The sequence below is a fragment of the Oerskovia douganii genome (genome assembly GCF_015142735.1).
Classification (GTDB): domain Bacteria; phylum Actinomycetota; class Actinomycetes; order Actinomycetales; family Cellulomonadaceae; genus Oerskovia; species Oerskovia douganii.
Genome location: NZ_JACSPN010000010.1, coordinates 41,182 through 65,683 on the forward strand (window position 1 = coordinate 41,182; position 24,502 = coordinate 65,683).

At 72.4% G+C, this 24,502-nt stretch carries 19 protein-coding genes and 1 riboswitch; of the genes, 10 read left to right on the top strand and 9 right to left on the bottom strand.

Features of this window, described 5'->3' with window-relative positions; genetic code table 11:
* The first annotated feature begins 56 nt into the window (after positions 1-56).
* The 6 genes from H9623_RS09370 to H9623_RS09395 all read left to right on the top strand — a co-directional run bounded on the left by H9623_RS09370 (position 57) and on the right by H9623_RS09395 (position 6,917).
* Positions 57-1,589: a glycosyltransferase 87 family protein gene (locus H9623_RS09370; protein WP_193719792.1), complete on the top strand. Its 1,533-nt coding sequence runs from the start codon at positions 57-59 to the stop codon at positions 1,587-1,589.
* 222 nt (positions 1,590-1,811) lie between these two features.
* Entirely contained in the window at positions 1,812-2,792 is a 981-nt protein-coding gene (locus tag H9623_RS09375) for an ABC transporter substrate-binding protein (RefSeq protein ID WP_193719793.1), read from the top strand.
* A gap of 62 nt (positions 2,793-2,854) precedes the next feature.
* Positions 2,855-3,880 (top strand): ABC transporter permease, encoded by a 1,026-nt coding sequence (locus tag H9623_RS09380; RefSeq protein ID WP_193719794.1) that lies wholly within the window; start codon positions 2,855-2,857, stop codon positions 3,878-3,880.
* Positions 3,867-4,928, top strand: coding sequence for an iron chelate uptake ABC transporter family permease subunit (locus H9623_RS09385; RefSeq protein WP_193719795.1), 1,062 nt, complete (start codon positions 3,867-3,869; stop codon positions 4,926-4,928). Before H9623_RS09380 ends, H9623_RS09385 begins: the two co-directional genes overlap by 14 nt.
* Positions 4,925-5,683: an iron ABC transporter ATP-binding protein gene (locus H9623_RS09390; protein WP_193719796.1), complete on the top strand. Its 759-nt coding sequence runs from the start codon at positions 4,925-4,927 to the stop codon at positions 5,681-5,683. The genes H9623_RS09385 and H9623_RS09390 overlap by 4 nt, the downstream gene beginning before the upstream one ends.
* A 22-nt stretch (positions 5,684-5,705) precedes the next feature.
* Positions 5,706-6,917, top strand: coding sequence for a glycoside hydrolase family 3 protein (locus tag H9623_RS09395; RefSeq protein WP_193719797.1), 1,212 nt, complete (start codon positions 5,706-5,708; stop codon positions 6,915-6,917).
* A gap of 165 nt (positions 6,918-7,082) precedes the next feature.
* Here the strand turns inward: H9623_RS09395 and H9623_RS09400 are convergent, their stop codons facing one another.
* The 8 genes from H9623_RS09400 to H9623_RS09435 all read right to left on the bottom strand — a co-directional run bounded on the left by H9623_RS09400 (position 7,083) and on the right by H9623_RS09435 (position 16,996).
* A complete protein-coding gene (locus tag H9623_RS09400) occupies positions 7,083-7,802 on the bottom strand; it encodes an ABC transporter ATP-binding protein (protein WP_193719798.1) in 720 nt (239 codons plus the stop codon).
* Positions 7,789-8,811, bottom strand: coding sequence for an ABC transporter ATP-binding protein (locus H9623_RS09405; protein WP_193719799.1), 1,023 nt, complete (start codon positions 8,809-8,811; stop codon positions 7,789-7,791). The genes H9623_RS09400 and H9623_RS09405 overlap by 14 nt, the downstream gene beginning before the upstream one ends.
* Positions 8,808-10,229 (bottom strand): branched-chain amino acid ABC transporter permease, encoded by a 1,422-nt coding sequence (locus H9623_RS09410; protein ID WP_193719800.1) that lies wholly within the window; start codon positions 10,227-10,229, stop codon positions 8,808-8,810. Before H9623_RS09410 ends, H9623_RS09405 begins: the two co-directional genes overlap by 4 nt.
* Positions 10,226-11,260 (bottom strand): branched-chain amino acid ABC transporter permease, encoded by a 1,035-nt coding sequence (locus tag H9623_RS09415; RefSeq protein ID WP_193719801.1) that lies wholly within the window; start codon positions 11,258-11,260, stop codon positions 10,226-10,228. Before H9623_RS09415 ends, H9623_RS09410 begins: the two co-directional genes overlap by 4 nt.
* A gap of 174 nt (positions 11,261-11,434) precedes the next feature.
* The gene (locus H9623_RS09420; protein WP_321575366.1) at positions 11,435-12,526 is read right to left on the bottom strand and encodes a branched-chain amino acid ABC transporter substrate-binding protein; all 1,092 of its coding nucleotides are present in this window, start codon (positions 12,524-12,526) and stop codon (positions 11,435-11,437) included.
* A gap of 411 nt (positions 12,527-12,937) precedes the next feature.
* Complete coding sequence (locus H9623_RS09425; RefSeq protein WP_193719803.1) at positions 12,938-14,620, bottom strand: CHAT domain-containing protein; 1,683 nt, start codon at positions 14,618-14,620, stop codon at positions 12,938-12,940.
* The gene (locus H9623_RS19795; protein WP_193719804.1) at positions 14,617-15,954 is read right to left on the bottom strand and encodes an ATP-binding protein; all 1,338 of its coding nucleotides are present in this window, start codon (positions 15,952-15,954) and stop codon (positions 14,617-14,619) included. The genes H9623_RS09425 and H9623_RS19795 overlap by 4 nt, the downstream gene beginning before the upstream one ends.
* Positions 15,955-16,144: 190 nt before the next feature.
* Positions 16,145-16,996: an aldo/keto reductase gene (locus H9623_RS09435; protein ID WP_193719805.1), complete on the bottom strand. Its 852-nt coding sequence runs from the start codon at positions 16,994-16,996 to the stop codon at positions 16,145-16,147.
* A gap of 573 nt (positions 16,997-17,569) precedes the next feature.
* Here H9623_RS09435 and H9623_RS09440 point away from each other — a divergent pair.
* The 4 genes from H9623_RS09440 (at position 17,570) to H9623_RS09455 (ending at position 20,458) form a co-directional block, all read left to right on the top strand.
* Positions 17,570-17,773, top strand: a complete 204-nt coding sequence (locus H9623_RS09440) for a cold-shock protein (protein WP_030152390.1) — start codon at positions 17,570-17,572, stop codon at positions 17,771-17,773.
* Positions 17,774-17,904: 131 nt separating this feature from the next.
* A riboswitch (SAM riboswitch) is annotated at positions 17,905-18,017 on the top strand.
* Between the two features lie 105 nt (positions 18,018-18,122).
* On the top strand, positions 18,123-18,494 hold the full coding sequence (locus H9623_RS09445; protein ID WP_193719806.1) for a hypothetical protein: 372 nt from the start codon (positions 18,123-18,125) through the stop codon (positions 18,492-18,494).
* A 131-nt stretch (positions 18,495-18,625) separates the two neighbouring features.
* Entirely contained in the window at positions 18,626-19,336 is a 711-nt protein-coding gene (locus H9623_RS09450) for a hypothetical protein (protein WP_193719807.1), read from the top strand.
* A gap of 132 nt (positions 19,337-19,468) precedes the next feature.
* Positions 19,469-20,458: a transglutaminase-like domain-containing protein gene (locus H9623_RS09455; RefSeq protein WP_193719808.1), complete on the top strand. Its 990-nt coding sequence runs from the start codon at positions 19,469-19,471 to the stop codon at positions 20,456-20,458.
* A gap of 52 nt (positions 20,459-20,510) precedes the next feature.
* Here the strand turns inward: H9623_RS09455 and H9623_RS09460 are convergent, their stop codons facing one another.
* A complete protein-coding gene (locus tag H9623_RS09460; protein WP_193719809.1) occupies positions 20,511-24,431 on the bottom strand; it encodes a TM0106 family RecB-like putative nuclease in 3,921 nt (1,306 codons plus the stop codon).
* Positions 24,432-24,502: the final 71 nt, after the last annotated feature.

The window sequence follows — 24,502 nt, forward strand, 5'->3', positions numbered from 1 at the left end:
CGCTGAGCGCCACTCCCCCCGCGCGGCACCGCGCGACGCCCGGCAGACTCGAGGAAGTGAGCCCCGCACCCCGCACCCCCCGTCTGGTCGTCCGACCGAGCCCGGCCACGGGCTGGGCCGTCGCCGCCGGGGTCGCCGCGCTCGCGTTCCTCGTGCGGTGGCACGTCGTGGGCGGGGCAGTCGGGCTGCGGGGCAACCACGGGTACGACGACGGCGTGTACTTCTCGTCGGCCGTCGCGTTCGTGCACGGCCTCCTGCCGTACCGCGACTTCCTGCTCCTGCACCCGCCCGGCTCGATGCTCGCCCTGACACCCTTCGCGGCGCTCACCTGGTGGATCGAGGACAGCGACGCCCTGGTGGCCGCCCGTGCGGGCTTCCTGCTGGTCGGCGCCGCGAACGCCGTCCTCGTGACGCGGGTCGCACGCCGCTGGGGCACCGCGGCGATGGTCGTGGGCGGCGTCCTGTACGCCGTGTCGTACGCGGCGGCCTGGGCAGAGCGCGTGACGCTGCTCGAACCGTGGGGATCGCTGTGCCTGCTGGGCGGGGTCGTCCTGCTGCTGCGCGGCCTCGACGCGGGCCGGCACCCGACGGCGGTCGCCGGAGCGGGCTGGCTCTGGGCGGGCGGCGCGGTGCTGGGCCTCGGTGCGACGGTCAAGATCTGGGGCGTCGTGCCGTTGGCGGTCGTGGCCGCGTGGGTGCTCGTGACCGCGGGCTGGCGGGTCGCGGCGCGCGTGGCTGCGGGGGCGGTCGCGGCGGTCGCGGTCGTGCTGGCACCGTTCGCGGTCGCGGCGGGAGCGGACATGTTCCGCATGGTGGTGCTGGACCAGCTCGGACGGCCCCGGCAGTCCGCCGCGGACCTCGAGCAGCGGCTCGCGTGGATCGCAGGCACGGGCGACGCGGAGTGGGTCCGGACCCCGACGGCGCAGCTCGCCCTGGTCTGGGCCGTGCTGGGGGTCGTGCTCGTCGGGGCGGTCGTCGCCTGGGTCGGTCGGCGGGGGCGCCTGTGGGTCGCGCTCCTGGTCGTGCAGACCGTGGTGCTCGTGGCGTCGCCGTCGGCATACCAGCAGTACGCGGCCTTCGTGGTCCCGGCCCTGGTGCTCGTGCTCGCGGCCGCGGTCTCGCTCGTGCCGGTGCGCTGGCGTGAGGCCGTGGCCGCGGTCCTGTGCCTGGGCTTCACGCTCGGTGCCGGGGTGACCTCGACGCAGCGGGTGACCCCGTTCCCCGCTGCCGAGCTCCGCGCCGCGCTCCCCGCCACGGGCTGCGTCCGTGCGGACTCGCCCGTGCTGCTCGCGCTGACCGACGTCCTGAGCCGGGACCTGCGCGCGGGGTGCGAGCTCCCGGTGGACCTGTCCGGGTACTCGTACGACGTCGGGACGCGTGACGCGGCGGGCGACCCCGTCCCGCGCCGGGAGAACGCGGCGTGGCAGCGCGAGGCGTTGCGCTACCTGACGTCGGGGTCCGCGACGCTCCTGGTGCGGTCGGTCGGCAACGGGTTCGACGCCACGACCGTCCGGACCCTCGACGAGGAGACGACGACGGTCCTCGAGCGTGGCGGCGTGCGGGTCCTGGTCCCGCGCGAGGGGCCGTAGACCCGACCGGAGGCTGGCGGTCCGAGGCGGCGGTTCGCGTCCGATGGACCATCGCGTGCGCTGACAGGCGCCTCCCCGCCAACCCGTGAGACACCTGTGCCGCCACCTGCCCAACTCAGGTTAGGCTAACCTGACATCCAGCGCGCCGGAAGTCGAGCTTCGGGCGCGCCGTCGACCGTACGCACCCCGCGACGACCGACCGACACCCTCAGGAGAATCGCTGTGAAGCTCACGACCAGCCCCCGCAGGTGGACCGCCCTCACGGGCGCCGGCATCGCCGCAGCGCTCGCGCTCACCGGCTGCTCCTCCACCCCCGAGGCCGAGGAGGCGCCCGCCGCCACCGCGATCACGGTCGAGACCAACGACGGCGACGTCGAGGTGCCCGTCGCACCCGTGCGCGTCGCGGTCCTGGACAGCACGGCCTTCGAGACCCTGCTGGCGTTCGGCATCGAGCCCGTCGTCGCCCCCAAGCCGCTGCTGCCCTCGACGGGCTTCGAGGCCTGGGCCGACGACGCCGACGTGCTGGACGCCGGCAGCCACCGCGAGCCGGACCTCGAGGCCGTGAGCGAGGCCGCGCCGGACCTCATCATCGGCGGGTACCGCTTCGAGGACTACACCGAGGACCTGAGCAAGATCGCGACGACGATCGACATCGCTCCCGGCGACGAGTCCGAAGGTGGCTACGTCGAGGGCCTCAAGGCCCAGACCCTCACGCTCGGCAAGATCTTCGACAAGGAGGAGGAGGCAGAGAAGCTGGTCGCCGACCTCGAGAAGTCCGCCGCCGCAGCCGCCGAGAGCACGAACGGCGAGTCCGTGTTCCTCGCCTCGACCTCGGTCGGCCGGGTCGACAACGCCGCCGGGCGCCTGAGCCGCATCCTCGAACCGCTCGACCTGAAGGACGTGTTCGCGGTCGAGTCGGGCGAGCTCGACGAGGGCTCGCACCACACGGACCAGGGCCTGGCACCCGAGACCGTCGCCCAGAAGAACCCGGACTGGGTCATCGTGTTCGACCGCGACGCGGCGACCTCGGACGAGGAGTTCACGCCCGCCCAGGAGATCTTCGAGTCGCAGGCGGCCTGGGCCCAGACCACGTTCGCGACGAACGACCAGGTCGTCTACCTCGAGCCGAACTTCTACATCACCGAGGGCATCCAGGCCTACACCAGGGCGTTCGACCAGATCTCGACGGCCTTCACGGCCTGAGCGAACGACTCCCCGCCCGGGGCGACCGCGACCTGCCGCGGTCGCCCCGGGCGGCACGTCCCATGAACCCCACCCTCACCTCCCCCGCTGCCCGCACCGGCGCCGCCGTCCCGGCGCGCCCCGTGCTGCGTCGTCGGCTCGCCCTGCCCGCGCTCGTCCTCGTCGTGGTCGCCCTGCTCGTCGCCTCGCTCATGGTCGGCGGGTACGACATCACGTTCGCCAACCTCTTCACGGCCGACGCCTGGAACATGTTCCTCATCTCGCGCGTCCCGCGCACGCTCGCGCTCGTGTTCGCGGGCGTCGCGATGAGCGTCTCGGGCGTCATCATGCAGGTCCTCACGCAGAACCGGTTCGTGGAACCTACGACGATCGGTACGAGCCAGTGGGCCGGGTTCGGCATCCTCGTGATGCTCATCGCCGTGCCGGGCGCGTCGATGATGCTGCGCATGAGCGTCGCGACGCTCTTCGCGTTCGTGGGCACGCTCGCGTTCATGGCGATCGTCCGGCGGGTATCGCTCCAGTCCTCGATCGTGGTCCCGCTGATCGGCATCATGCTGGGCGCGGTCGTGAGCGCCGTGACGGTCTACCTGGCGGCGACGTTCGACCTGCTCCAGGCGATGGACACGTGGCGCTCGGGCGGCTTCAGCAGCATCGTGCGCGGCGCGTACGAGCCGTTGTGGATCGTCGCGGGCACGACGGTCGCGACGTTCTTCCTGGCCGACCGCCTGACGGTCGCGGGCCTGGGTCGCGACCTCGCGACCAACGTGGGCCTGCGCTACGAGCGCGTCGTGCTCCTCGGGACGCTCGTGGTCGCGGTCGCGACGGGCGTCACGAGCGTCGTCGTCGGCTTCCTGCCCTTCCTGGGGCTCATCGTCCCGAACATGGTCTCGATGGTCCGCGGCGACGACGTGCGCAAGAACCTCCCGTGGGTCGCGCTCGTGTCGGTCGCCCTCATCCTGGTCTGCGACCTGATCGGTCGCGTCGTCATCGCCCCTCTGGAGCTCCCGGTCTCGGTGGTGCTCGGCACCGTGGGCTCCGTGGGCTTCATCGCCCTCGTCCTCAGGCAGCGTCGTCATGTCACGTACTAGTCCGTCCACCGTCGCCGAGGCGACCACCACGAGTGCCGGGCCGGGCGCCCCGGGCGAGGTGGCGCCGTCGGGCCCCGCTCCCCGTGCCCGACGCCGGACGCTCACCCCCGGCGTGCGCCTCGCCCTGGTCTCGGTCGTCGTCGTGGTGGCGTCGGCGTGCTTCCTGCTCCTGTTCATCCGGGGCGGTTTCGAGTTCGTGATCGAGCGCCGGGCCACGATGCTGGGCGCGATGGTGGTCGCGGCCTTCACGCAGGGCGTCGCGACGGTCCTGTTCCACACCGTGACGAACAACCGCATCCTCACGCCGTCGATCATGGGGTTCGACTCGCTCTACACGCTCATGCAGACCCTCATGGTCGTGGTGTTCGGCGGCGAGGTCCTGGCGCGCACCGAGGGCCTGCCCAAGGTGATCGCGCAGACGCTCCTCATGGTCGCGTTCGCGACGCTGCTGTACCGGTGGTTGTTCTCGGGGCGGTTCGGGAACCTGTACGTGCTGCTGCTCGTGGGCGTGGTCTTCGGCATGGCGTTCAGCAGCGTCTCGACGTTCCTCCAGCGGCTCCTGTCCCCGACCGACTACGACCTGCTCTCGACGCGGCTGTTCGGCCGGATGAGCAACGTCGACGCGGACTACCTGCCGTTCGCGGCGGTCGTGTGCGTCGCCGTCGGGGTCGTGGTGTGGCGTCGGCGGTTCCGCCTCGACGCGCTCACGCTGGGCCGCGACACCGCGACGAACCTGGGGATCGACCACCAGCGCGAGCTGACGATCATGCTCATGCTCGTCGCGCTGCTCATCTCGATGTCGACCGCGCTCGTGGGACCCATGACCTTCTTCGGGTTCGTCGTCGCGACGCTCGCCTACCGGGTCACGGGCAGCCACAAGCACCAGTTCGTGCTGCCCATGGCGTTCCTGCTGGGCCTCGCGACGCTCGTGGTCGGTCAGTTCGTCCTGCAGCACGTCTTCTACGCCGCGGGCCTGCTGACCGTCATCATCGAGTTCGTCGGCGGCATCGTCTTCCTGTTCCTCCTCCTGCGAAAGGGCGCGCTGTGATCGAGTTCGCCGACGTCACCAAGGACTACCTCGACCAGCGCGTCCTGGGTCCTGTCTCCGGCACGATCGCCGAGGGCGGCATCACGTCGCTCGTCGGGCCCAACGGCGCCGGGAAGTCGACGCTGCTCACGATCATGGGCCGCCTGCTGCAGCCGACGTCGGGGGACGTGTCGGTCGCGGGCCTCGACGTGCGCTCGACCAGGTCGGACGTCCTCGCGAAGAAGCTGTCGATCCTGCGCCAGGAGAACCACTTCACCGCGCGGCTCACGGTCCGCGACCTCGTCGGGTTCGGGCGCTTCCCGTACTCGAAGGGGAGGCTGGGCCCCGAGGACCACGTCAGGATCGACGAGGCCATCGCGTTCCTCAACCTGGAGGAGTTCCAGGGCCGCTTCCTGGACGAGCTGTCGGGCGGGCAGAAGCAGCGCGCGTACGTCGCGATGGTGCTCGCCCAGGACACGGACTACGTCCTGCTCGACGAGCCGCTCAACAACCTCGACATGAAGCACTCGGTGCTCATGATGCGCCAGCTCCGCCGGGCCGCCGACGAGCTCGGCAAGACGATCGTCCTCATCATCCACGACATCAACTTCGCGGCTGCGTACTCGGACCGCATCGTGGCGCTGCGCGACGGCCGGATCGCGGCCGCCGGGACCGTCGAGGAGATCATGCAGGACGACGTGCTCTCGACGATCTTCGACACCCCTTGCACGGTGCACCACGTGGGCGGGCACCCGACGGCGGTCTACCACCGGTAAGGACCCGGCCTATGGTCGATGCATGAGCCCGTCCCGTCGCGGTGCCACGAGCACCGCCCTCCTCACCACCTCCCTCCTGCTCGCCGCGTGCTCCACCGGAGGGGGGACGGCCTCCCCGACGAGCGCTCCGCCGTCGGGCAGCCCCACGCCCACGGCGACCGCGTCCCCCTCGCCGGCTCCGGGCCCGAGCACGGGCGCCCCGGATCCCCTCGCCGGGTGGAGCCTCGAGCAGAAGGTGGGGCAGCTCCTCATGGTCGGGGTGCGCGTGAGCGAGGCCGAGCAGGCGAGCTACGACGCCGTCCAGCAGCACCACGTGGGCAACGTGTTCCTCGCGGGCCGCACCACGGCCGGGGCGGCGCCCGTCGCGGAGCTCGTCGACTCGTTCACGGCCCTCGTGAGCGACGGGACCACGAACGGCACCCCGCTGTTCGTCGCGACCGACCAGGAAGGTGGCCGGGTGCAGGTGCTGCGCGGCCCCGGGTTCTCCGACGTTCCGAGCGCCATGGACCAGTCCGGGCTGGCCCCTGACGAGCTGCAGGCACAGGCCACGATCTGGGGCCGAGAGCTCGCGGACGTCGGCATCGACCTCAACCTCGCGCCCGTCATGGACGTCGTGCCGAGCCCCGAGGCCGCGCGGACCAACGCCCCGATCGGGTACTTCGGGCGGAACTACGGCTACGACGTGGAGACTGTCACGTCCCACGCGAACGCGTTCAGCGCGGGCATGGAGGCCAACGGCGTCGACGTGGCGATCAAGCACTTCCCCGGGCTGGGCCGGGTCACGGGCAACACCGACACCACCGCGGACGTCCGGGACACCGAGACCACGCGCGACGACCCGTCGGTCGAGGCCTTCCGGTCGGGGATCGAGGCGGGGGCGGCGTTCGTCATGACGTCGACCGCGGTGTACGACCGGATCGACGGCACGGTGCCCGCGGCGTTCTCGCCCGTGGTCGTGGACGGGATGCTGCGCGGCGACCTGGGCTTCGAGGGCGTCGTCATCACCGACGACGTGTCCGCGACCGCGCAGGTGCGGGCCTGGTCGCCGGGCGACCGTGCCGTCCTGACGATCGAGGCCGGCGGCGACATGGTGCTCGCGTCGGCCGACCCGACCGTGGTCCCCGAGATGGCGACGGCCCTCGTCGAGCGTGCCCAGAGCGACCCGGCCTTCGCCGCGAAGGTCGACGCGTCGGTGCTGCGTGTGCTCGCGGCCAAGGAGCGGCTCGGCTCCTGACGGACGAACCCGTCACGCCGACGGCGGGCGGCTCCCGCCAGGAGCCGCCCGCCGTCGCGTCGTCCACCGTCGTCCACACCGTCGTCCACCGGGTCCGGCACGTTGTCCCCATGCCTGTCCACAAAGTTATCCACAGACCTGGGGACAGTGTGCACAGGCGTCCCGTCACGCGACCCCGAGGTACGCCTCCTTGATGCTCGGGTCCGCGAGCAGCTCGCGCCCACCCCCCGAGCGCACGACCTCACCCGTCTCCAGCACGTACGCGCGGTGCGAGCGCGACAGCGCCTGCCGCGCGTTCTGCTCCACGAGCAGCACCGTGGTGCCCTGCGCGTTGATCTCCGAGATGATCCGGAAGATCTGCTGGATGACCATGGGCGCGAGCCCCATGGACGGTTCGTCGAGCAGCATGAGCCGCGGCCGGGCCATGAGCGCACGCCCGATCGCGAGCATCTGCTGCTCGCCCCCGGACATGGTGCCGCCCACCTGCGACGTGCGGTCCTCGAGGCGCGGGAACAGCTCGAAGACGCGGGCCAGGGTCTCGTCGTGCACGGCCTTCGACTCGAACGTGCGCCCGTACGCCCCCATCTCGAGGTTCTCCAGGACCGTCATGCCCGGGAAGATCCCGCGCCCCTCCGGTGCCTGCACGATCCCCTCGAGGACCCGCAGGTGCGGCTTCATCCGGGAGATGTCCTTGCCGTCGAACAGGATCTTCCCGCGCGACAGCGGACGGATACCCGAGACCGCGCGCATGGTCGTCGTCTTCCCCGCACCGTTGGCGCCGATGAGGGTCACGAGCTCACCCTCCTCGACCGTGATCGACACGCCGCGCACGGCCTCGATCCGCCCGTAGGCGACCGTCATGTCGGTGATCTCAAGCAGGGGCATCTGCGTCTCCCTCGGCCAGCTCTTCGTCGGGCACGCCCAGGTAGGCGGCGATGACCTTGGGGTCGGCCGTGACGTCCTCCGGCGTGCCCTCGGCGATGACCTTGCCGAACTCGAGCACCACGATCCGGTCGGTCACGCCTCGCACGAGGCGCATGTCGTGCTCGATCAGCAGGACCGTGTACCCGTCGTCACGGATGTGGCGGATGAGGTCCATGAGGGCCTCCTTCTCCGCCGGGTTGAAGCCTGCCGCGGGCTCGTCGAGGCACAGCAGCTTGGGCTCGGTCGCGAGCGCCCGCGCGATCTCCAGGCGCCGCTGCTCGCCGTACGACAGGTTGCGTGCCTTCTCCGTCGCCCGGGCCCCGACACCGACGAACTCGAGGATCGCCATGGACCGGTCGATCGCGTCGCGCTCCTCCTGCCGGTGCCGCCTGGTGCGCAGCAACGCCCCGGGCACCGAGGTCCGGTGCCGCGCGTCGGTCCCGACGACCACGTTCTCCAGAGCCGTCATCTCGTTGAAGAGCCGGATGTTCTGGAAGGTCCGGGCGATGCCCAGGCGCGTGATCTGGTTCCGCTTGGCCTTGCCCAGGACCTGCCCGTCGAAGCGCACGAGCCCCTTCGTGGGCCGGTAGACCCCCGTCATGGCGTTGAAGGCCGTGGTCTTCCCGGCCCCGTTGGGGCCGATGAGCCCCAGGATCTCCCCGCGCCGGATGTCGAACGACACGCTGTCCAGGGCCGTCAGACCGCCGAACACGACCGACACGTCCTCCATCCGCAGCAGCGGCTCGCCCACCTCGGTGCGGACCGTGCGGTCGGCCGCGACGATCGCGTCGACCAGCGCGGAGTCCGCGAGCTCGGGCCGCACCTCGGTCACGTCGACCAGCACGGGTTCGTCGAGCCCCGCGCCGGGCAGGTACTTCTCGGCCATGGGTGCGCCCGCGTCCGCGGACAGCGACAGGTGCGCGTCGCCGACCTCGCCGCCGGCGCCCATGCCACCAGGATCGTTGCTCATCGGTTCCTCCCGTCGGTGGGCTCGTCGTCGCCCGTGCGCTCCGTCGTGGCGGCGCCGTCGGCACCACCGCTCCGCGTGCCCACCGTGCCCGACGCCGGGGCGGACGTCGCGTACGCGGCCTGCGGTCCGCCGTCGGACATCTTGGCGAGCGTGCGGCGTGCCGCGACGTACAGCTCGCGCCCGTACGTCAGGAGCTTCTGCCGGACCGGTATCAGCCCTTGCGGCCTGAAGATCATGAGGACCATGAGCGCGACCCCGAAGAACAGGTACTTGTAGTTCGCGATCTCGCTGCCGTCGATCGGGATGCCGAACAGGGACGTGCGCCCCAGGAAGAAGTTCGGCAGGTACACGATGATGAACGCCCCGAGGATCACGCCCAGCTTGTTGCCCTGGCCGCCGAGGACCACCGCGCACAGGAACAGCACCGAGTTGATGATGTTGAAGTTCGTCGGGATGACGAACTGCACCTGGCCCGCGTAGATCGCACCCGAGACGCCGCCGATCGACGCCCCGATGACGAACGCCCACAGCTTGAACTTGAACGTGGGCACGCCCATGATCTCGGCCGCGTCCTCGTCCTCACGGATCGCGACCCACGCCCGGCCCACGCGCGAACGCTCCAGGTTCCCCACGAGCATGAGCGAGATGATGATGAAGACGAGCGACAACCAGAACCACCACACGCCCGAGTTCAGGGTGCTCCCCACGTTGCCCGCCGAGAACACGCCGTTGGGCAGCTCCTCGGTGACCCCCAGGCGCGGATAGGCGACCGACTTGAGGCCCTGGCCACCACCCGTGATCTCGTCCAGGTTGTCCGCGAGCAGCCGCACGATCTCGCCGAAGCCCAGCGTGACGATCGCGAGGTAGTCGCCGCGCAGGCGCAGCGTCGGCGACCCCAGGACCAGGCCCGACATGGCCGTGATCGCGACCGCGACCGGCAGGATCGCGAGCCACGCCCAGTCGTCCGAGAGCCACCCCTCGGGCTGCGTCACGTTCCAGGGGCTGTCGGGGCTCGTGAGGATCGCGAGCGTGTACGCCCCGATCGCGTAGAAGCCCACGTAGCCGAGGTCGAGCAGGCCCGCCTGCCCCACCACGACGTTGAGGCCGATCGCGATGAGCGCGTACATGCCGAACTGCGCCATGACGGCCCCGAAGTTGGTGCCGACCGTGGTCAGGACCGGGATGTTCAGGATCGGCAGGAGCGCGATGAACACGACGAACGGGACCCCGATCCCCCACTGCGCGGGACGCGCGAGGGCGTCCCACCACAGCCGGAGCCGGTCGCCCGCCCCGCCGTGCGCGCGCTGCCTGACGGGCGTCTGGCCCGCGGGCGGGAGCTCGGGACGAGGGCGTACGGGCTGCGCCGCGCCGTTGGTGCCCGCCGCGCCGTTGCTCTCTGCAGGAGTGCTGGTGCTCATGCTCGTGCCCTCCCCAAGGACTCGCCGAGGATGCCCGTCGGACGGAACATCAGGACCACGATCAGCAGGACGAACGCGACGACGTCGCGCCACTCCGTCCCGAACACGACCTGGCCGTAGTTCTCCATGACGCCCAGCAGCAGGCCACCGAGCAGCGCCCCGCGCAGGTTCCCGATCCCGCCGAGGACCGCGGCGGAGAACGCCTTGATCCCGAGGATGAACCCGCCCGAGTAGATGATCCCGTTGGGGACGCGGAGCGTGTACAGCAGCGCCGCGGCCCCGGCGAGGATGCCGCCGATGAGGAACGTCAGCATGATGATGCGCTCGCGCGAGACCCCCATGAGGGTCGCCGTGACGGGGTCCTGCGCGACGGCCCGGATGCCGCGCCCGAACTTGGTCCGGTTGATGAACATGTCGGTCGCGAGCGCCAGGATCAGCGCCGAGAAGATGATGATGAGCGACACGTTGGTGACGTTGGCCCCGAACAGCGTGAACTGGACCTCCGGCTCGACCAGCCGGATGGGTTGCTCGGCGTTCACGCCGCCCAGCTCGCCGCCGGTCAGGGCCGGGAGCACGAAGTGCACGAACTCCTGGATCACGAACGACGCACCGATCGCGGTGATGAGGAAGACGAGCGACGGGGCCCCGCGTTTGCGCAGGGGTCTGTAGGCCACGCGTTCGAGCCCGACGGCGGCCCCTCCCGCGACCACCATGCCGCCGATCATCGCGATCCCCAGGTAGAGGATCGTGAGCAGGATGCCCTTGTCGAACGCGTCGCCGCTCGGGTAGAACCCGAGGGCGAGCAGCGTGGCGTACTGCCCGAACATGCCGAGCATGAAGATCTCGGAGTGGGCGAAGTTGATGAGTCGCAGCACGCCGTAGACGAGCGTGTAGCCCACCGCGACGAGCGCGTAGACGGCGCCGTAGGTCAGGCCGTCGACGGTGAGGGCCCAGAAGTTGCGGCCCAGGGCCGCGAGGTCGAATCCGATGAGAGGGTCAGCGGCGAGGACGCCGTGGACGAGCATCGACATGGTGCTCCTTGAAGCCGGTGGGAGGGCGGTCGGCCGGCCGTGGTGCCCCCGCCCCACCGGGGGACGCAAGGGACCACGACCCGCTCGGCGCCTGCCGTCAGAGCACGCCGCCCCCGGCCCGGTCGCTCTCGGCCGGGAAGGGGGCGGCGCTCCGGATCAGCAGGCGCCGACCGGCTACTCGACCTCGTAGATCCAGATCAGGGCCGACGAGAGCTCGCCCGTGTCGTCCCACTTGTAGGTGCGGGCGAGGCCCTCACCGTCGTAGTTCGTCACGTAGTCGAGCATCCCGGCGCGGTCCGTGACCCCGGACGCGATGCCCGTGAGCATGATCGTCGCGAGGTCGTAGCCCTCGGTCGAGTAGACGCCCGGGGCCTGGCCGTTGAGGGCCTCGTACGCTGCGGCGAACTCGTCGGGAGCCGGGCCGCACGGGCAGGACAGGATCGCGCCCTTGGACGCCGCGCCCGCCTGGGTCACGAACTGCGGGTCGTTGGTGCCGTCCGCGGACACGAACGGGATCTCGACACCCGCGTCACGCAGCTGCTGCGCGAACGGAGCGGCCTCGGCGTAGTAGCCGGCGTAGAAGACCGCGTCGGCGTCCGAGCTCGAGATGATCTGCGTGGCCGCCGCGAAGTCCTTGTCCCCGACCTTGACCTCGGCCGAGCACGAGTCGTCCGCCGCGTCGCCGAGGCCCGCGGTGATCTCCGTGGCGAGGCCGACGCCGTAGTCCGAGTTGTCCTGGACGACGCAGACCTTGTCGTAACCGAGCGTGTCCACCATGTACTTGGCGACCGCCGGGCCCTGGACCGCGTCGTTCGCGAGACCGCGGAAGAACGTCTTCCAGCCGTTCTTGGTGATGTCCGGGTTGGTGGCGGACGCCGACAGCGACGGGAGGCCCGCCTGGCTGAAGACGTCGCCCGTCGCGGAGGTCTCGCCCGAGAACGCCGGGCCGAGGAGCGCGAGCACGCTCGCGTCGCCGACGATCTGCGGCGCGACCTGGGTCGCCTTCTGCGGGTCGCCCTCGGTGTCGAACTCCTTGATGGTGATCTGGCAGCCCGCGTTGGCGGCGTTGAACTCGTCCACGGCGACCTTGGCGCCGTAGAGGATGTTCTGGCCGAGCGCCGCGTTGGGCCCGGTCAGTGCGCCGGCCATGGCGATCGAGGTGCCTTCGGCGCACTCCGCCGTTCCGTCACCGGCCGGGTCGACGGGATCACCCGAGGTCTCGACAGGGACCTCCGCGCCGTCGATGTCGATCTGGACGGAAGGCACGATCGCGAGATCGGCCGACCCTGACTCGCTCGACGACTCTGTCGAACCTCCGTTGTCCCCCTGAGACTGGGTACCGCATGCGGTGATGGCGAGGGTGGCGGCCAGCGCGAGAGCCAGCCCACCCGTCGTTCGACGTGCTGTGCGTTGCATTCCGAACCTCCGTGCGCCCAGATCGCACCTGGGTGCTCAGAGACCTCGCACCCGCGGTGGATCACCTGAATATTCAGCACTGAATAACGTGCTGAACGATGGCACAGGTCGGACGAGCGCGAAACCCCAGATGCACAATTGCAACCAGGGACCCACACCCGGCGATCCGGACAGTGCGCCCTCGTGCTCCCCGGGCGCGGGTCCGGCGACCCGTGTGCCTGGAACGTATGCGGACGCGGTTACGCGAGACTCCGTCCCGCGTTACGGCGTCGTCACGGGAACGTCTCGATCCGGCACCGCGTCGGCGGGCGGGGTCGGGTCGAGCGCTCCCAGGTCGATGTCGGGGACGTCGAAGGTCGGGATGTCGACGGGCGGCGGGTCGAACGTCGGGACGTCGACGCCCGGTGGGACGTGGACGTCCGCGCAGGGCCCCGACGCCGCACCGCCGCAGGAGGCCGGGTCGTCGTCCGGTCCGTCGGCAGGCCGGACGTACCTGCCGTGGGCGTCGTACGCGTTGGCCCCGACGGGTACCTGCACGAGGCCGACCACCCCGGACAGGAGCACGAGCACGGCCGAGGCCACGAGCGCCACCCGGGACAGCCCGCCCGGGGCCGAGGCGGTGGCGACCGACCCGGTGCGCAGCATCCGTTCGATCGCCCACCACGCCGCCACGGACGGGGACAGGAACATCGTCGCGCCCAGGAGCGCAGCCGCGAGCGCGTCGGTCCGCCCGGTCGCGGGGAACCGACCGACGACGACGACGGCGACGAGGACGACGACGACGAACCTGGCCAGGACGGCCCGGCGCACGTGACGCCGTGCGTGCTCGAGCTGGTCGGCCCCCGCAGCGGAGTCCGGGTAGAGCCCCTGGGCCCGCCCGACCAGGTACAGGGAAGGCGTCAGGATCGTGCGTCCCGCACCGGCCAGCAGCACGGAGACGGCCGCCAGGACCACCAGGTACCGGGCGGACACCGCGTCCTGCACCACGAAGAGTCCCACGACGGCGGCGAGCACCCCCACGAGACCGGCCACCGTGAGCGCGAAGGCCGCACGGGTCGGCCGTCCTCCCGCGCGGAACGAGCGCTCCAGGTAGGGCCGGGAGGTTCTCCTCAGACCGCGCTGCGCGCGCACCGAGCCCACCACGAGCAGGACCATGAGCACGACGGCGCACGACGGCGCGAACCCGATGCCGCGGTCGCTCATGACCGCGCCGACGAGGACCAGGGCGAGCGTGCCGACCCGGACCGCGACCCGCCCGAACCCCTCCATCTGCTGCCAGACCTGGTGGTGGAGCAGGAGCCCGGCCTCGGCGTGCATCGGGTTGTCCGCGAGGACGCCGTCGAGGGAAGCGGTCCCGTCGGGCGTGAGCCGCGCCAGGGCCACGAGCAGGTCGGCGTCCTCCGGTGCGAGCTCCAGTCCCCGCAGGACCAGGCCACGCGCCTCGTCCTGGCTGCCGAGCCGGTTCCGGATCATGGCGGCGTCGTACAGGACCCGGGGGTCCTCGGGCGAGAGCTCGAGCGACCGACCCGACGCCGCCCGCGCCCGCGCCTTGTCCACTGCTCGCGGGCGACCCGCGAGCAGCACGTACGCGTGCTGGCCGTGCGCGGCCGCGTCGTCCGGGTCCAGCGCGAGGCATCGCTCGACCGCGGACCGGGCACCTCGTGCGTCGCCCCGGTCGAGCAGCGCGACCGAGGCCAGCAGGTGGGCGACCGCGAGGTCGGGGGCGACGGCCACCACGGCCTGCGCGTACCTCAGGGCCTCGTCGGTGCGGCGCAGCCCCAGGCAGAGCGACGCGGCCGACAGGAGCAGGCGGGCGTCGTCGGGCTCCTCGCGGAGCGTCGCCACGACCAGTGCGAGCGCGTCCTCGCCCCGCCCGACCTCGTCGAGCAGCTCGACGCGTCCGAGGACGGTCCGGACGAGCTCCGACGCGTCCGCGAGCGTCACAGCATCCGCCGGGCCCGCAGGTAGGCCGCGAGCTCGTCGTATCTCCCGTCGGCGTTCGCGAACGTCACGACGTTGCGCGCGGACTGCAGCCACGCGGTCGTCGAGGGCCGCACCTCGCGGAGGGTCGCCAGGACGTCGGCCATGGAGATCGGCCGCACCTGGCCGCTCTCGATCGAGGCCATCATGGCCTTCTCCGCCGCCGACGAGCACAGGTGCTCGAGGTCGGCGCCGGAGAACCCGTCGGTCCGCGCGACGATCACGTCCAGGTCGATCCCCGCGACGGGCCGCCCCTTGAGGTGGTGCCGCAGGATCGCGTACCGGGCGGGCTCGTCGGGCGGCAGGACCAGGACCACTCGGTCGAAGCGCCCGGGCCGCAGGAGCGCGGTGTCGACGTCCCAGGGATGGTTCGTCGCCCCCAGGACGAACAGGCCGTCGTTGTCCGACCCGATCCCGTCCATCTCCTGGAGCAGCTGGTTGACGACGGTCCGCATGCCCGAGGAGCTCGAGTACCCGGCCCGCTTTCCACCGATCGCGTCGACCTCGTCGAGGAAGAGGACGGCGGGCGCGAGGCGGCGCGCGCGCTGGAACAGGTCGTGCAGGTTGTGCTCGCTCTCGCCGATGTACTTGTCGAGGATGTCCGCGAGCGTGACGGTGAGGAACCGGGCGCCGAGCTCCCCGGCCACCGCGCGGGCCATGAACGTCTTGCCCGTCCCGGGCGGTCCGTACAGGAGAAGCCCACCGCGCATCGACTTGCCGAACGCGCGCGCGATCTCCTGGTTGCGCATCGGTTCGAGGAAGGCCTCGTGGATGCGCTTCTTGACCTGGTCGAGGCCCCCGACGTCGGCGAGCGTCACGGTCTCGCGCGACACGTCGAGCAGCCCGTTGGCGTCCGAGGGGTCGTCGTCGACGCCCGTCCGGAGGAACGGGGCGGGGAGTGCGACCCCGACCTCCTGCTCCATCCGGTCCCAGTCGACCGACGGGGCCGGGTCGCTCCCGACCTCGGCCGCGGCGGGCACAGAAGGCGGCGCGGGGTGGTCCGCCCCGGGCGCGGCCGGCGGCGCGACCGGCCCCGGGATGCCCGACGGCGCCGCTCCCGCCTCCTCGGAACGCGTCGGCACGCTGTCGCTCCCGTCCGCGAGCGAGGTCGCGGCACGGGTCACGAGGTCGAGCGCGTCCGTGCTCGTCGGGTCGAGCCGCAGGGCCGCGCTCGCCTGCTCGAGCGCTTGCGCGGGCTGCTCGGCCTGGAGCAGGAGCCGCGCGAACTGCACGCGCAGGACCGCGTTCTCGGGGGCGGCGCTCACGGCCACGGTCATCGCGTCCAGGATGTGACGCATCGTTGGGCTCCTCGGGTCGGCGCGCCCCCGGCGCAGCGCCGGGGCGGGGCACAGTCTGCCGTGCCGGCCCGCGGGGGGTCGAGGTGGCCGCCCTGTGGCCCGTCGTGGGGACGCGCGCCGGTCCGTCGGACCGCGGGCGGACGGCCTTCCCGCGGTCGGGAGGGGCCGCCGTCTCAGGAGGGGTACGGCCTCAGGAGGGGTACTGCGAGAACGCGGCCGTCGCGGGGTCGGAGCCGAGCCGGACGTCGGAGTCGAGGCCGTCGATCGCCGCGACCTCGCCGGCGGTCAGCTCGAAGCCGAACAGGTCGATGTTCGTCGCGATGCGCCTGGGGTCGACCGACTTGGGGATCACGATCCGGTCGTGCTGCAGGTGCCAGCGCAGGACGACCTGGGCGGGCGTGACGCCGTGCGTCTCGGCGATCGAGGTGACCGCGGGGGCGTCGAGGTCGGTGCCGCGCCCGAGGGGTGAGTACGCCTCGACCGCGATGCCCGCGGCCCGGGTCGCGTCCTGCGTCGCGCGCTGCTGGTAGGTCGGGTGGACCTCGATCTGGTTCACGGCGGGCACGACGTCGGTCTCTGCCAGGAGCCGCGCGAGGTGGTCGGGCAGGAAGTTGGAGACGTCGATCGCGCGGGCGGCGCCGTCGGCGTACAGCTTCTCGAAGGCTCGCCAGGTCTCGACGTAGAGGCCCCTGCTGGGGACGGGCCAGTGGACGAGGTAGAGGTCGACGACCTCGACGTCGAGCGCCTCGCGCGAGTCCTCGAACGCCTGCAGCGCGGACTCGAAGCCCTGGTCGCCGTTGCGGAGCTTGGTCGTCACGAAGATCTCGCGGCGGTGCAGCCCGGTCGCGCGCAGCGCGGCCCCGACACCGGCCTCGTTGTAGTAGCCGGCTGCGGTGTCGATGTGCCGGTACCCGGCCTCGAGGGCCAGCTCGACGGTGCGCTGCGTGGCGTCCTCGGGGACCTTGAAGACACCGAGCCCGACCTGCGGGACGGCGACACCGTTGTTCAGGAGGACGTCGGGGACCTGCGTGGGAGACACCATCCTCCAGTTCTACCGGGCGCCCGCGGGGGCTTCCACCCGACGCGGCAGGGCTCGCCGGGGCACGACCGGCCGTGCCCGGACCGGTGGTCGCCGTGCCCGCGGGGCGCCGGATGCGCGATACTGTGACCAGTGTCCTCTCCTGGCGCAACGGGTCGTCGACCCTGCGTGCCGTGAGCCGGTGCCTCGCGGAACCGTCCCCGACGGCGGGTCGGGCCTCTCGCAGGCGTCGGACCTGGGGTGATCCCCCGGTTCGACGGCGTGCTCACCTCGGTGGCGGACGCTCGGCGGGGCGTCGCGGACGCCGCGCGGGGTCCGGGTCCGGTGCTCGTACCGGTGCCCGTTTTGCAGGCCCCTGACCCTGTTGGGCGACACGCGTGCTTGACTCGTTACCTCCCAGGGCTAGCACAGTCGCACTTCCCCCTGTACCGTAGCCGGTGAGATTGCAGTGCCTCGCTTGTCCTTGCGCAACGGCCCCATGCCACCGCGAACCTTGTTACCCAAGAGTTGACGACGAACACCGTGATGTTCGGCTCCAGATCATGGAGCTGTTTGAAACTCTAGAAGGAGATCCCCATGGCATTGGGAACCGTGAAGTGGTTCAACGGCGAAAAGGGCTACGGCTTCATCGCACCTGAGGACGGCAGCGCCGACGTGTTCGCGCACTACTCCGCCATCCAGACGCAGGGCTTCCGCTCGCTCGAGGAGAACCAGCGCGTCGAGTTCGACGTGACGCAGGGCCCCAAGGGCCCGCAGGCGGAGAACATCCGCCCGCTCTGATCTCACTCGCCTCCGGGCGAACCTGATCATTGATCGAGTGCCCCCGACCGGTTCGCCGGTCGGGGGCACTCGTGCGTCCAGGACCAGGAGCCCCCGTGCTCGGTCCGTGACGCCGTGGTAGAACTGAGAACGGTCCAGAGGACCAGCGAACCGCCCTCCGGCGTGCTGGTCCGGCAACCGCGTGATCGCGCACGGTGCTCCCGGAGGAAGACCCGCCCCCGCGTCCGTGGGGGAAGAGCGAGGCCCGACGCCGCAGCGCACCTCCTCGTGCCCCTCACCCGGGGCTGTCCCGGGCGAGGTCTCCGCACGCGGGGGAGCTCCGCCGTCGGGCACGGAGAGAAGGAGCACCATGGCCGAGCGCGTCGTGGACCGTGAGGCAGCCTCCGCTGCCGCCTGCCCCCCGTCCGTCGTGTGCCGCCAGTTCGGCCCCGGGCACCTCCTGCACGCCCTCCACGGCCGCATGCTCCGCAACCGGCCCTGGGGCTGGCGCGACGGGGTCGTGCTCGCGGTGCGGCCGGTCGACGCCGGTGCCGAGGTCGTCGTGGAGTACACGACCGGCGAGGGGGCGTGCCGGGTGTGGCACCACACCGCGCTCGACCTCGCTGCCGGGCAGGGCGTGCGCGTGCACGAGCAGTACCACGCGCTCGAGGTCGGCGACAGCACGCTCAACGTCCGGCTGCTCGGCGGGGTGGGCCACGTGCCGGAGCCCTCCCCGCGCTGAGTGCGTGGTCCCGCCCTGGCTCGCCGGGCGGGTCGCGGCCGGATCGCGCCCTCGACGGAACGCACGGGCCGGGCACCGCGTTGAACCCGTGTGGGCGCCCGCCCGCGCCGGTTCGACCAAAGGACACGCTCATGGGATTCCTCGACCGCCTCCTCGGCCGCGCCCCGCAGGACGACGGGATGCCGCGCCGCCACGCGACCTACGACGGCCACGAGTCCCCCGCGTACGGCACCCCACCCCCCGCACCCACCGGGCCTGCGCGCAGCGAGGACGACGTCGCGATCGACCGCTACCGGTACCTGCTGCGCACCGCTCCCCCGGAGGCCGTCGAGCAGGCGCACGCCGAGGCGTTCGAGCGGCTGACCCCCGAGCAGCGCCGGCGCGTCCTGACCGACCTCGGCCAGCAGGTGCCGCCCGCGGAGCGTGCGACCTCCGACGACCCGCAGTCGCTCGCCCGCATGGCGACCCGCGCCGAGATGCGCAACCCCGGGACCCTCGAGCGGTCGTTCGGGGGGCGGCAGGTCGCGCCGGGCATGGGCTCGATGATCGGCTCGAGCATGCTCGGCACCATCGCGGGCGTCGTGATCGGCTCGGCGGTCGCGAACATGATGTTCGGGCCGATGTTCGGCGACCCGACGGCGGACTTCGCGGGCGACGGCGGCACCTCTGGCGCCGGCGACCCGGGCGCGACCGAGGGTGACCCCGGGGCGACCGAGGCCGGGGCCGGGGCCGAGACGGCGGGCGGCGAGCCCGGCTTCACCGAGGCTGGAGGCGCGGGCGACCTGGGTGGGGGCTTCGGGGACTTCGGCGGCGGCGACTTCGGCGGCTTCGGAGACTTCTGAGGCCCTGGCTCGCCCGGTCCTCGCCGGGGGGTGCCGACGGTCCACCGGACCGACGCGTTGCCCTGCCGCGCGCCACGGTCGACACTGGTGCCCTGCCGCGCGCCGCTCGTGACCGCGACCTCGGAGGATCCGATGAACGACCCGTCCAGCCGCCTCGCGCCGAGCGGCACCACCGCCGTCCCTCGGTCGGTCGCCCGTTGGGCGACCCACTCGCCGTACTCCTCACCCGGGGAGCATGCCCGGCTCCTGCGGGCGGTGCCCACCGACCCGGACGCCCTGGGGCAGGTGGCACGCAACGTGATCGCGCACTATCGCGCGGAGGCCGCCGTGATGCCGGCCGAGCGTGCCACGGACGTCGACAGCCGGTGGCTCGCGACGATCCTCGACCTCGACCACTCCCGGCACGGGACCCCTCTCGCCGTGCCTCGTGCAATCTGCGACCGGGTGGGAGGCTGCTGCCGGGACCACGCGCTGCTCGCGGTCGGGGTGCTGCGCGAGCACGGCATCCCGGCCAGGACCCGTGTGGGGTTCGCGGCGTACTTCACGCCCGGCTTCCACCACGACCACGTCGTCGTCGAGCACTGGGCAGACGGCCGCTGGGTGCGCTGGGACCCCGAGCTCACCGCTGGTGACCCGGCCTTCTCGTTCGACCCGCTCGACCTCCCGCTCGAGAAGGGGGTGACCGGCGAGGACCTGACACTGCCCTTCGTGCCCGCGGCCACCGCGTGGCTCGCGCTCCGTGCGGGGCTGGCGGACGCGGACCTGTTCGGGCTCGACCCCGGGCTGCCGGTCCGCGGCGACTGGTTCGTCCACGACTACGTCCTGTTCGAGCTGGCCCACCGTCAGGGGGACGAGCTGCTGCTGTGGGACACGTGGGGGGCGATGAGCACGGACGACACGCTCGAGGGCGCCGACCTCACGCTGGTCGACGAGATCGCGGCCCTGCTCGCCCGTGCCGACCAGGGCGACCGGGAGGCGGAGGACGAGCTCACCGCGCGCTATGCCGCCGACGACCGCCTGCATCCGGGGCCTCGGGTGCGCACCCTCTCCCTCACGGGACCCAGCAGGTGGACCGACCTCGCCAGCCGGCCCCTCGAGACCGATCGCCTGAGTGCGGAGTAGTTGTCGCCAGACGGCCGATGTGACGACAGCTGCTCCGCACTCAGCGGTGCGATCAGCGGAGCGGCGAACGAGTCCCCGCGCCGCACAGCCCGATGAACGCGCCCAGCTCGGCGAGCTCCGCGGGGTGGTTCGGCAGGTAGTCGGTGAGCCGGGGCGAGCGGACCACGACGGCACACCACTGACCGCGCGAGACCGCGACGTTGACGCGGTTGCGCGAGAGCAGGAACTCCATGCCGCGCGGCACGTCCTCGCGCGCCGAGGCCGTCATGGAGACGATCGCGACGGGCGCCTCCTTGCCCTGGAACTTGTCGACCGTGCCCACGCGCACGTCGCCGAGCCCCGCGGCCTGGAGCGCGTGCCGCACGGTCCACACCTGCGCGTTGTAGGGGGCCACGACCACGAAGTCCTCCGGGCCGAGCGGCCGGGACCCCCCGGCCGCCGGTCCGTGCGGGTACCACGCCGTCCCGAGCAGCGCCTTGACCTGGCGCACGATCTCCTGCGCCTCCTCGACCGAGGAGACCGCGTTGCCCGCGTGCTCGACCTCGACGACGTGCACGCCGGGTTCGACCCCCACGAGCAGCCGCTCCCCGGCCGCGGCCTCCGCGTGCAGCAGGCCCTCGTACGCGAGGTCCGACACGGCGTCGCACAGCGCAGGATGCATGCGCCACGAGCGGGCCAGGAAGTACCCGAACTCGGGCGGCAGCACGTCGTGCCCGCCGCCCGCGCGGGTCAGCCACCCGAGCGCCGACTGGTCCACGGGCTCGGGGTGCTGGCCCTGCGAGACCTGCGGGAGCTGCTGCGGGTCGCCCAGCAGAAGGAGCCGCTGCGCGGCGCGCGAGACGGCGATCGTGTTGGCGAGCGAGAACTGACCGGCCTCGTCGATCACGAGCAGGTCGAGCTCGCCGTCCCCGAAGCGCTCGGCGTGCGCGAGGTCCCAGGCCGTCCCGCCGACGACGCAAGGCCCCTCGGCGACGAAGGCCGCGGTCTGCGCGGAGTCCACGAGCCGCCAGGGGACGAGCCGTGAGCCGTCGGGCAGGGCCGCGGCCGCGACGTCGTCGGGCAGGCCTGCGCCCGCCTCGCGGCCGACGGCCGACACGTCCCGCCCCTTGGGGCCCGACGCCTTCTTGCCCACGCGGTCCGCGGGCACGCCGCCCTTGGCGATGACACCCGCGAGGACGTTCTCCACGACGTCGTGCGACTGCGCGACGACGCCCACGCGCCACCCCTCCGCGACGAGCCGCCCGACGACCTTCGAGGCGAGGTGCGTCTTGCCCGTGCCCGGGGGGCCCTGGACGCCCAGGTAGGAGCCGTCGAGGTCACGCACGGCGTCGGTCACGGCGTCGATGTAGCGCTCGGGGCCGTCGCCCAGCGTCGGGAGCGGGGCGCCGGACACCGTGCGCGGCGGGCGCCGGCGCAGCAGGTCGAGCGCGGGGTGGTCCGGGAGCACCAGGGGCGACCGCGACCCGGCGGGGTTGAGGGCCTGCACGGTGGCCGCGAGCGCCCGGACCGACGCCTCCTGCTGGGGAGTGGGCAGCACCTGCCCCACCGTGAGCGCCATGGGCAGCGCGTCGTGCGGTGCGACGCCCTTGGGCACGGGCATCCGCACGTCGAGCACGTCGACCTCACGGCCGGTGCCGAGGCGTCCGCGCTCGACGCCGTGGACCCGCACGCTCCCGGTGGACCAGCGGACGGCTCCGTGCGCGGGCTCGATCCCGTCGGGTGCCGGTCCCTCGAAGAGGGCCGTGGCGCCGTCGTACCCGGCCTTGAGCTCCGAGCCGTCGGGCAGCTCGCCGTACAGGCGCAGGCGGCGTGACGGGTTGCTGCGCGGTGTGGCCCTCGCCCAGTCCTCGATCACCTCGGCGCGCTCCACGAGGAAGTACGCGCGCGGGGTCTGCCACTGGTCGACGGGGTCCTTGAGCCGCGCGAAGTACTCCTGCCAGAACGGCTTGGCCTCGCGCCAGTAGTACCCGACGCCGGCGCCGAGCAGGGCGACGGCCTCCTCGTCGTCGGTCCGCCCCTCGCCCGAGCGGCCGTCGACGCCACCCGCGAGAGCCCGTACGTCGAGCTCGACCTGCTCGGCCTCCGCGCGCTTGGCGCGACGGGCGACCTCCGCGTCGGAGAGCTCGAGGGCGGGAGGCAGGTCGTCCTCCCAGCCCGTGCCCGCCGGGGGAGCCGGGGAGCCGGTCACGTCGCTCGTCGCGGGGGCCGAGCGTCCCGCGAGCCCCAGCAGGAACTCGTGCAGGCGCAGCGTCGAGAGGCAGTCGTACTCGTTGTAGTCCGCGATGCCGCGCAGCAGGTGCTCGGCCTCCTCGGTGCGTCCCGCGTCGCGCGCCGCGCAGTACGTCGCGTACGCCACGACGGACGCCGCCGCGTCCGTGACGTCGCCGCCGCGGAGCTGGTCGCCCATGTAGAGCGGCTCGAGCTTCTTGATCGAGTACGACGGCGCCGACACCTTGAGCGAGTGCCGCACGGTCGCGTAGAGGTCCACGAGGACGCCCTGCCGCAGGAGGTCGTCGACCTCCTGCTCGTACACGCCGTGGCGGGCCGCGATCGACAGCAGGTGCGTCTTCTCGTACGACGCGTAGTGGTAGACGTGCAGCCCCGGGTACTGGGCGCGGCGCTTGGCCAGGTAGTCGACGAAGTCGATCAGGGCCTGCTTCTCCTGCTCCAGGTCGTGCGCCCAGAACGCCCGGAACGGGGGCTTCTCGTCAGGGCTGCCCGGCCGCTCGACGAGCCCGAACAGGTAGTCGATGTTCCACGTGATGTCGCGCGTGGCGGGGTCCGTGACGGACCACAGCGGGTCGCCCTCGAAGTCGAAGAAGACGTCCCCGGGGTCGGGGCGCGGCAGGTCGCGCAGCGGGGCCGGGTCCACGACGACGTAGGACAGCGTGTGCTGCTCGGGCCGGGCTGCCACCCCCGTGCCCTCCACGTCCTCGGCCCCCGGCGTGCTCCACGTGACCGACCCGCTGGGGCCGGGTCCGACGTCGGGCACCCCTCCCCCGTCGCCCGGCACGTCGACCAGGCAGGCCTGGAGCCTCGCCTGGACGCGCAGCGTCTCGAACGTGCGTGCCGCGAGCCCCGGGGGCGGGGTGGTCGCGGACGCGAGCTGCGTCATGGTCGTGATCCCGGCGGCGCGGAGCCGGACCCGCTGGGTGCTGCGCAGGCCCGCGACCCGCAGCACGTCGTCGTGCTCGGTGACCTGCTGCGCGCAGTAGGCGCACGTGCCGCACTGCCGCAGGCCGGGGGCGTCCCAGCGGACGGGTTCGCCGCCCGCGCGGTGCGTGTCCAGGAGGCGCAGCAGCTCGGTGCGCCGCTCGCGGAAGACGGGCAGGACGTCCGCGAGCCGGTGGTCGGTCACGGCCCGGGTCCCGAGGATCAGGTGGAGCGTGGGCGAGGTGCGGACGCCGGCGGCGAGGAGCTGGTCGGCGTAGGCCGCGAGCTGGAGCAGGGCGGGGACCTTCGCACGGCGCGCGAGCTTGGCGTCGTGCACGGCGTACTCCGCGCCGCCGGTGCCGGGCACGCCCGCGGTGCCCGACGCCGTCGGGCCGCCCGCGTACGGGGAGACCTGGGCCGCCCGGCTGTCCGTACGGATCAGGAAGTCCGCGCGCCCGTGGAAGCGACCGTCGAAGAACGACCCCTGGTAGACGACGTCGACACCGTCCCGCAGGGCGTCGAGCGTCGCGGCGTGGGCCGCCTCGAGGTGCTCGCGGCGCATCGAGCGCGGCACCGGGATCTCCCGGACGCCGTCCCGGCCCACGAGCTCCACGAGGCCCTCGAGGACCTGCTGCTCGTGCACGTCGCCGAGGGTCGCGGTGCGCTCGAGCATGTCGTCGACGTCGAGCGCGGGGTGCGCGGCACGCCCCACCTTCTCGTCGAGCGTGCGCAGCAGGCGGTACTCGCACTCGCTGGCCGCGACCAGGTCGCTCGCCGAGAACACGAGCAGGGGCTCGGCGGACGGGTCCTGCTGGTCCATCAGGAACACGGTGACTCCTCGTACTTCCCGCGGCGGTCCACGGCCGGCCGACGCCGACCACGGCCTGTCGA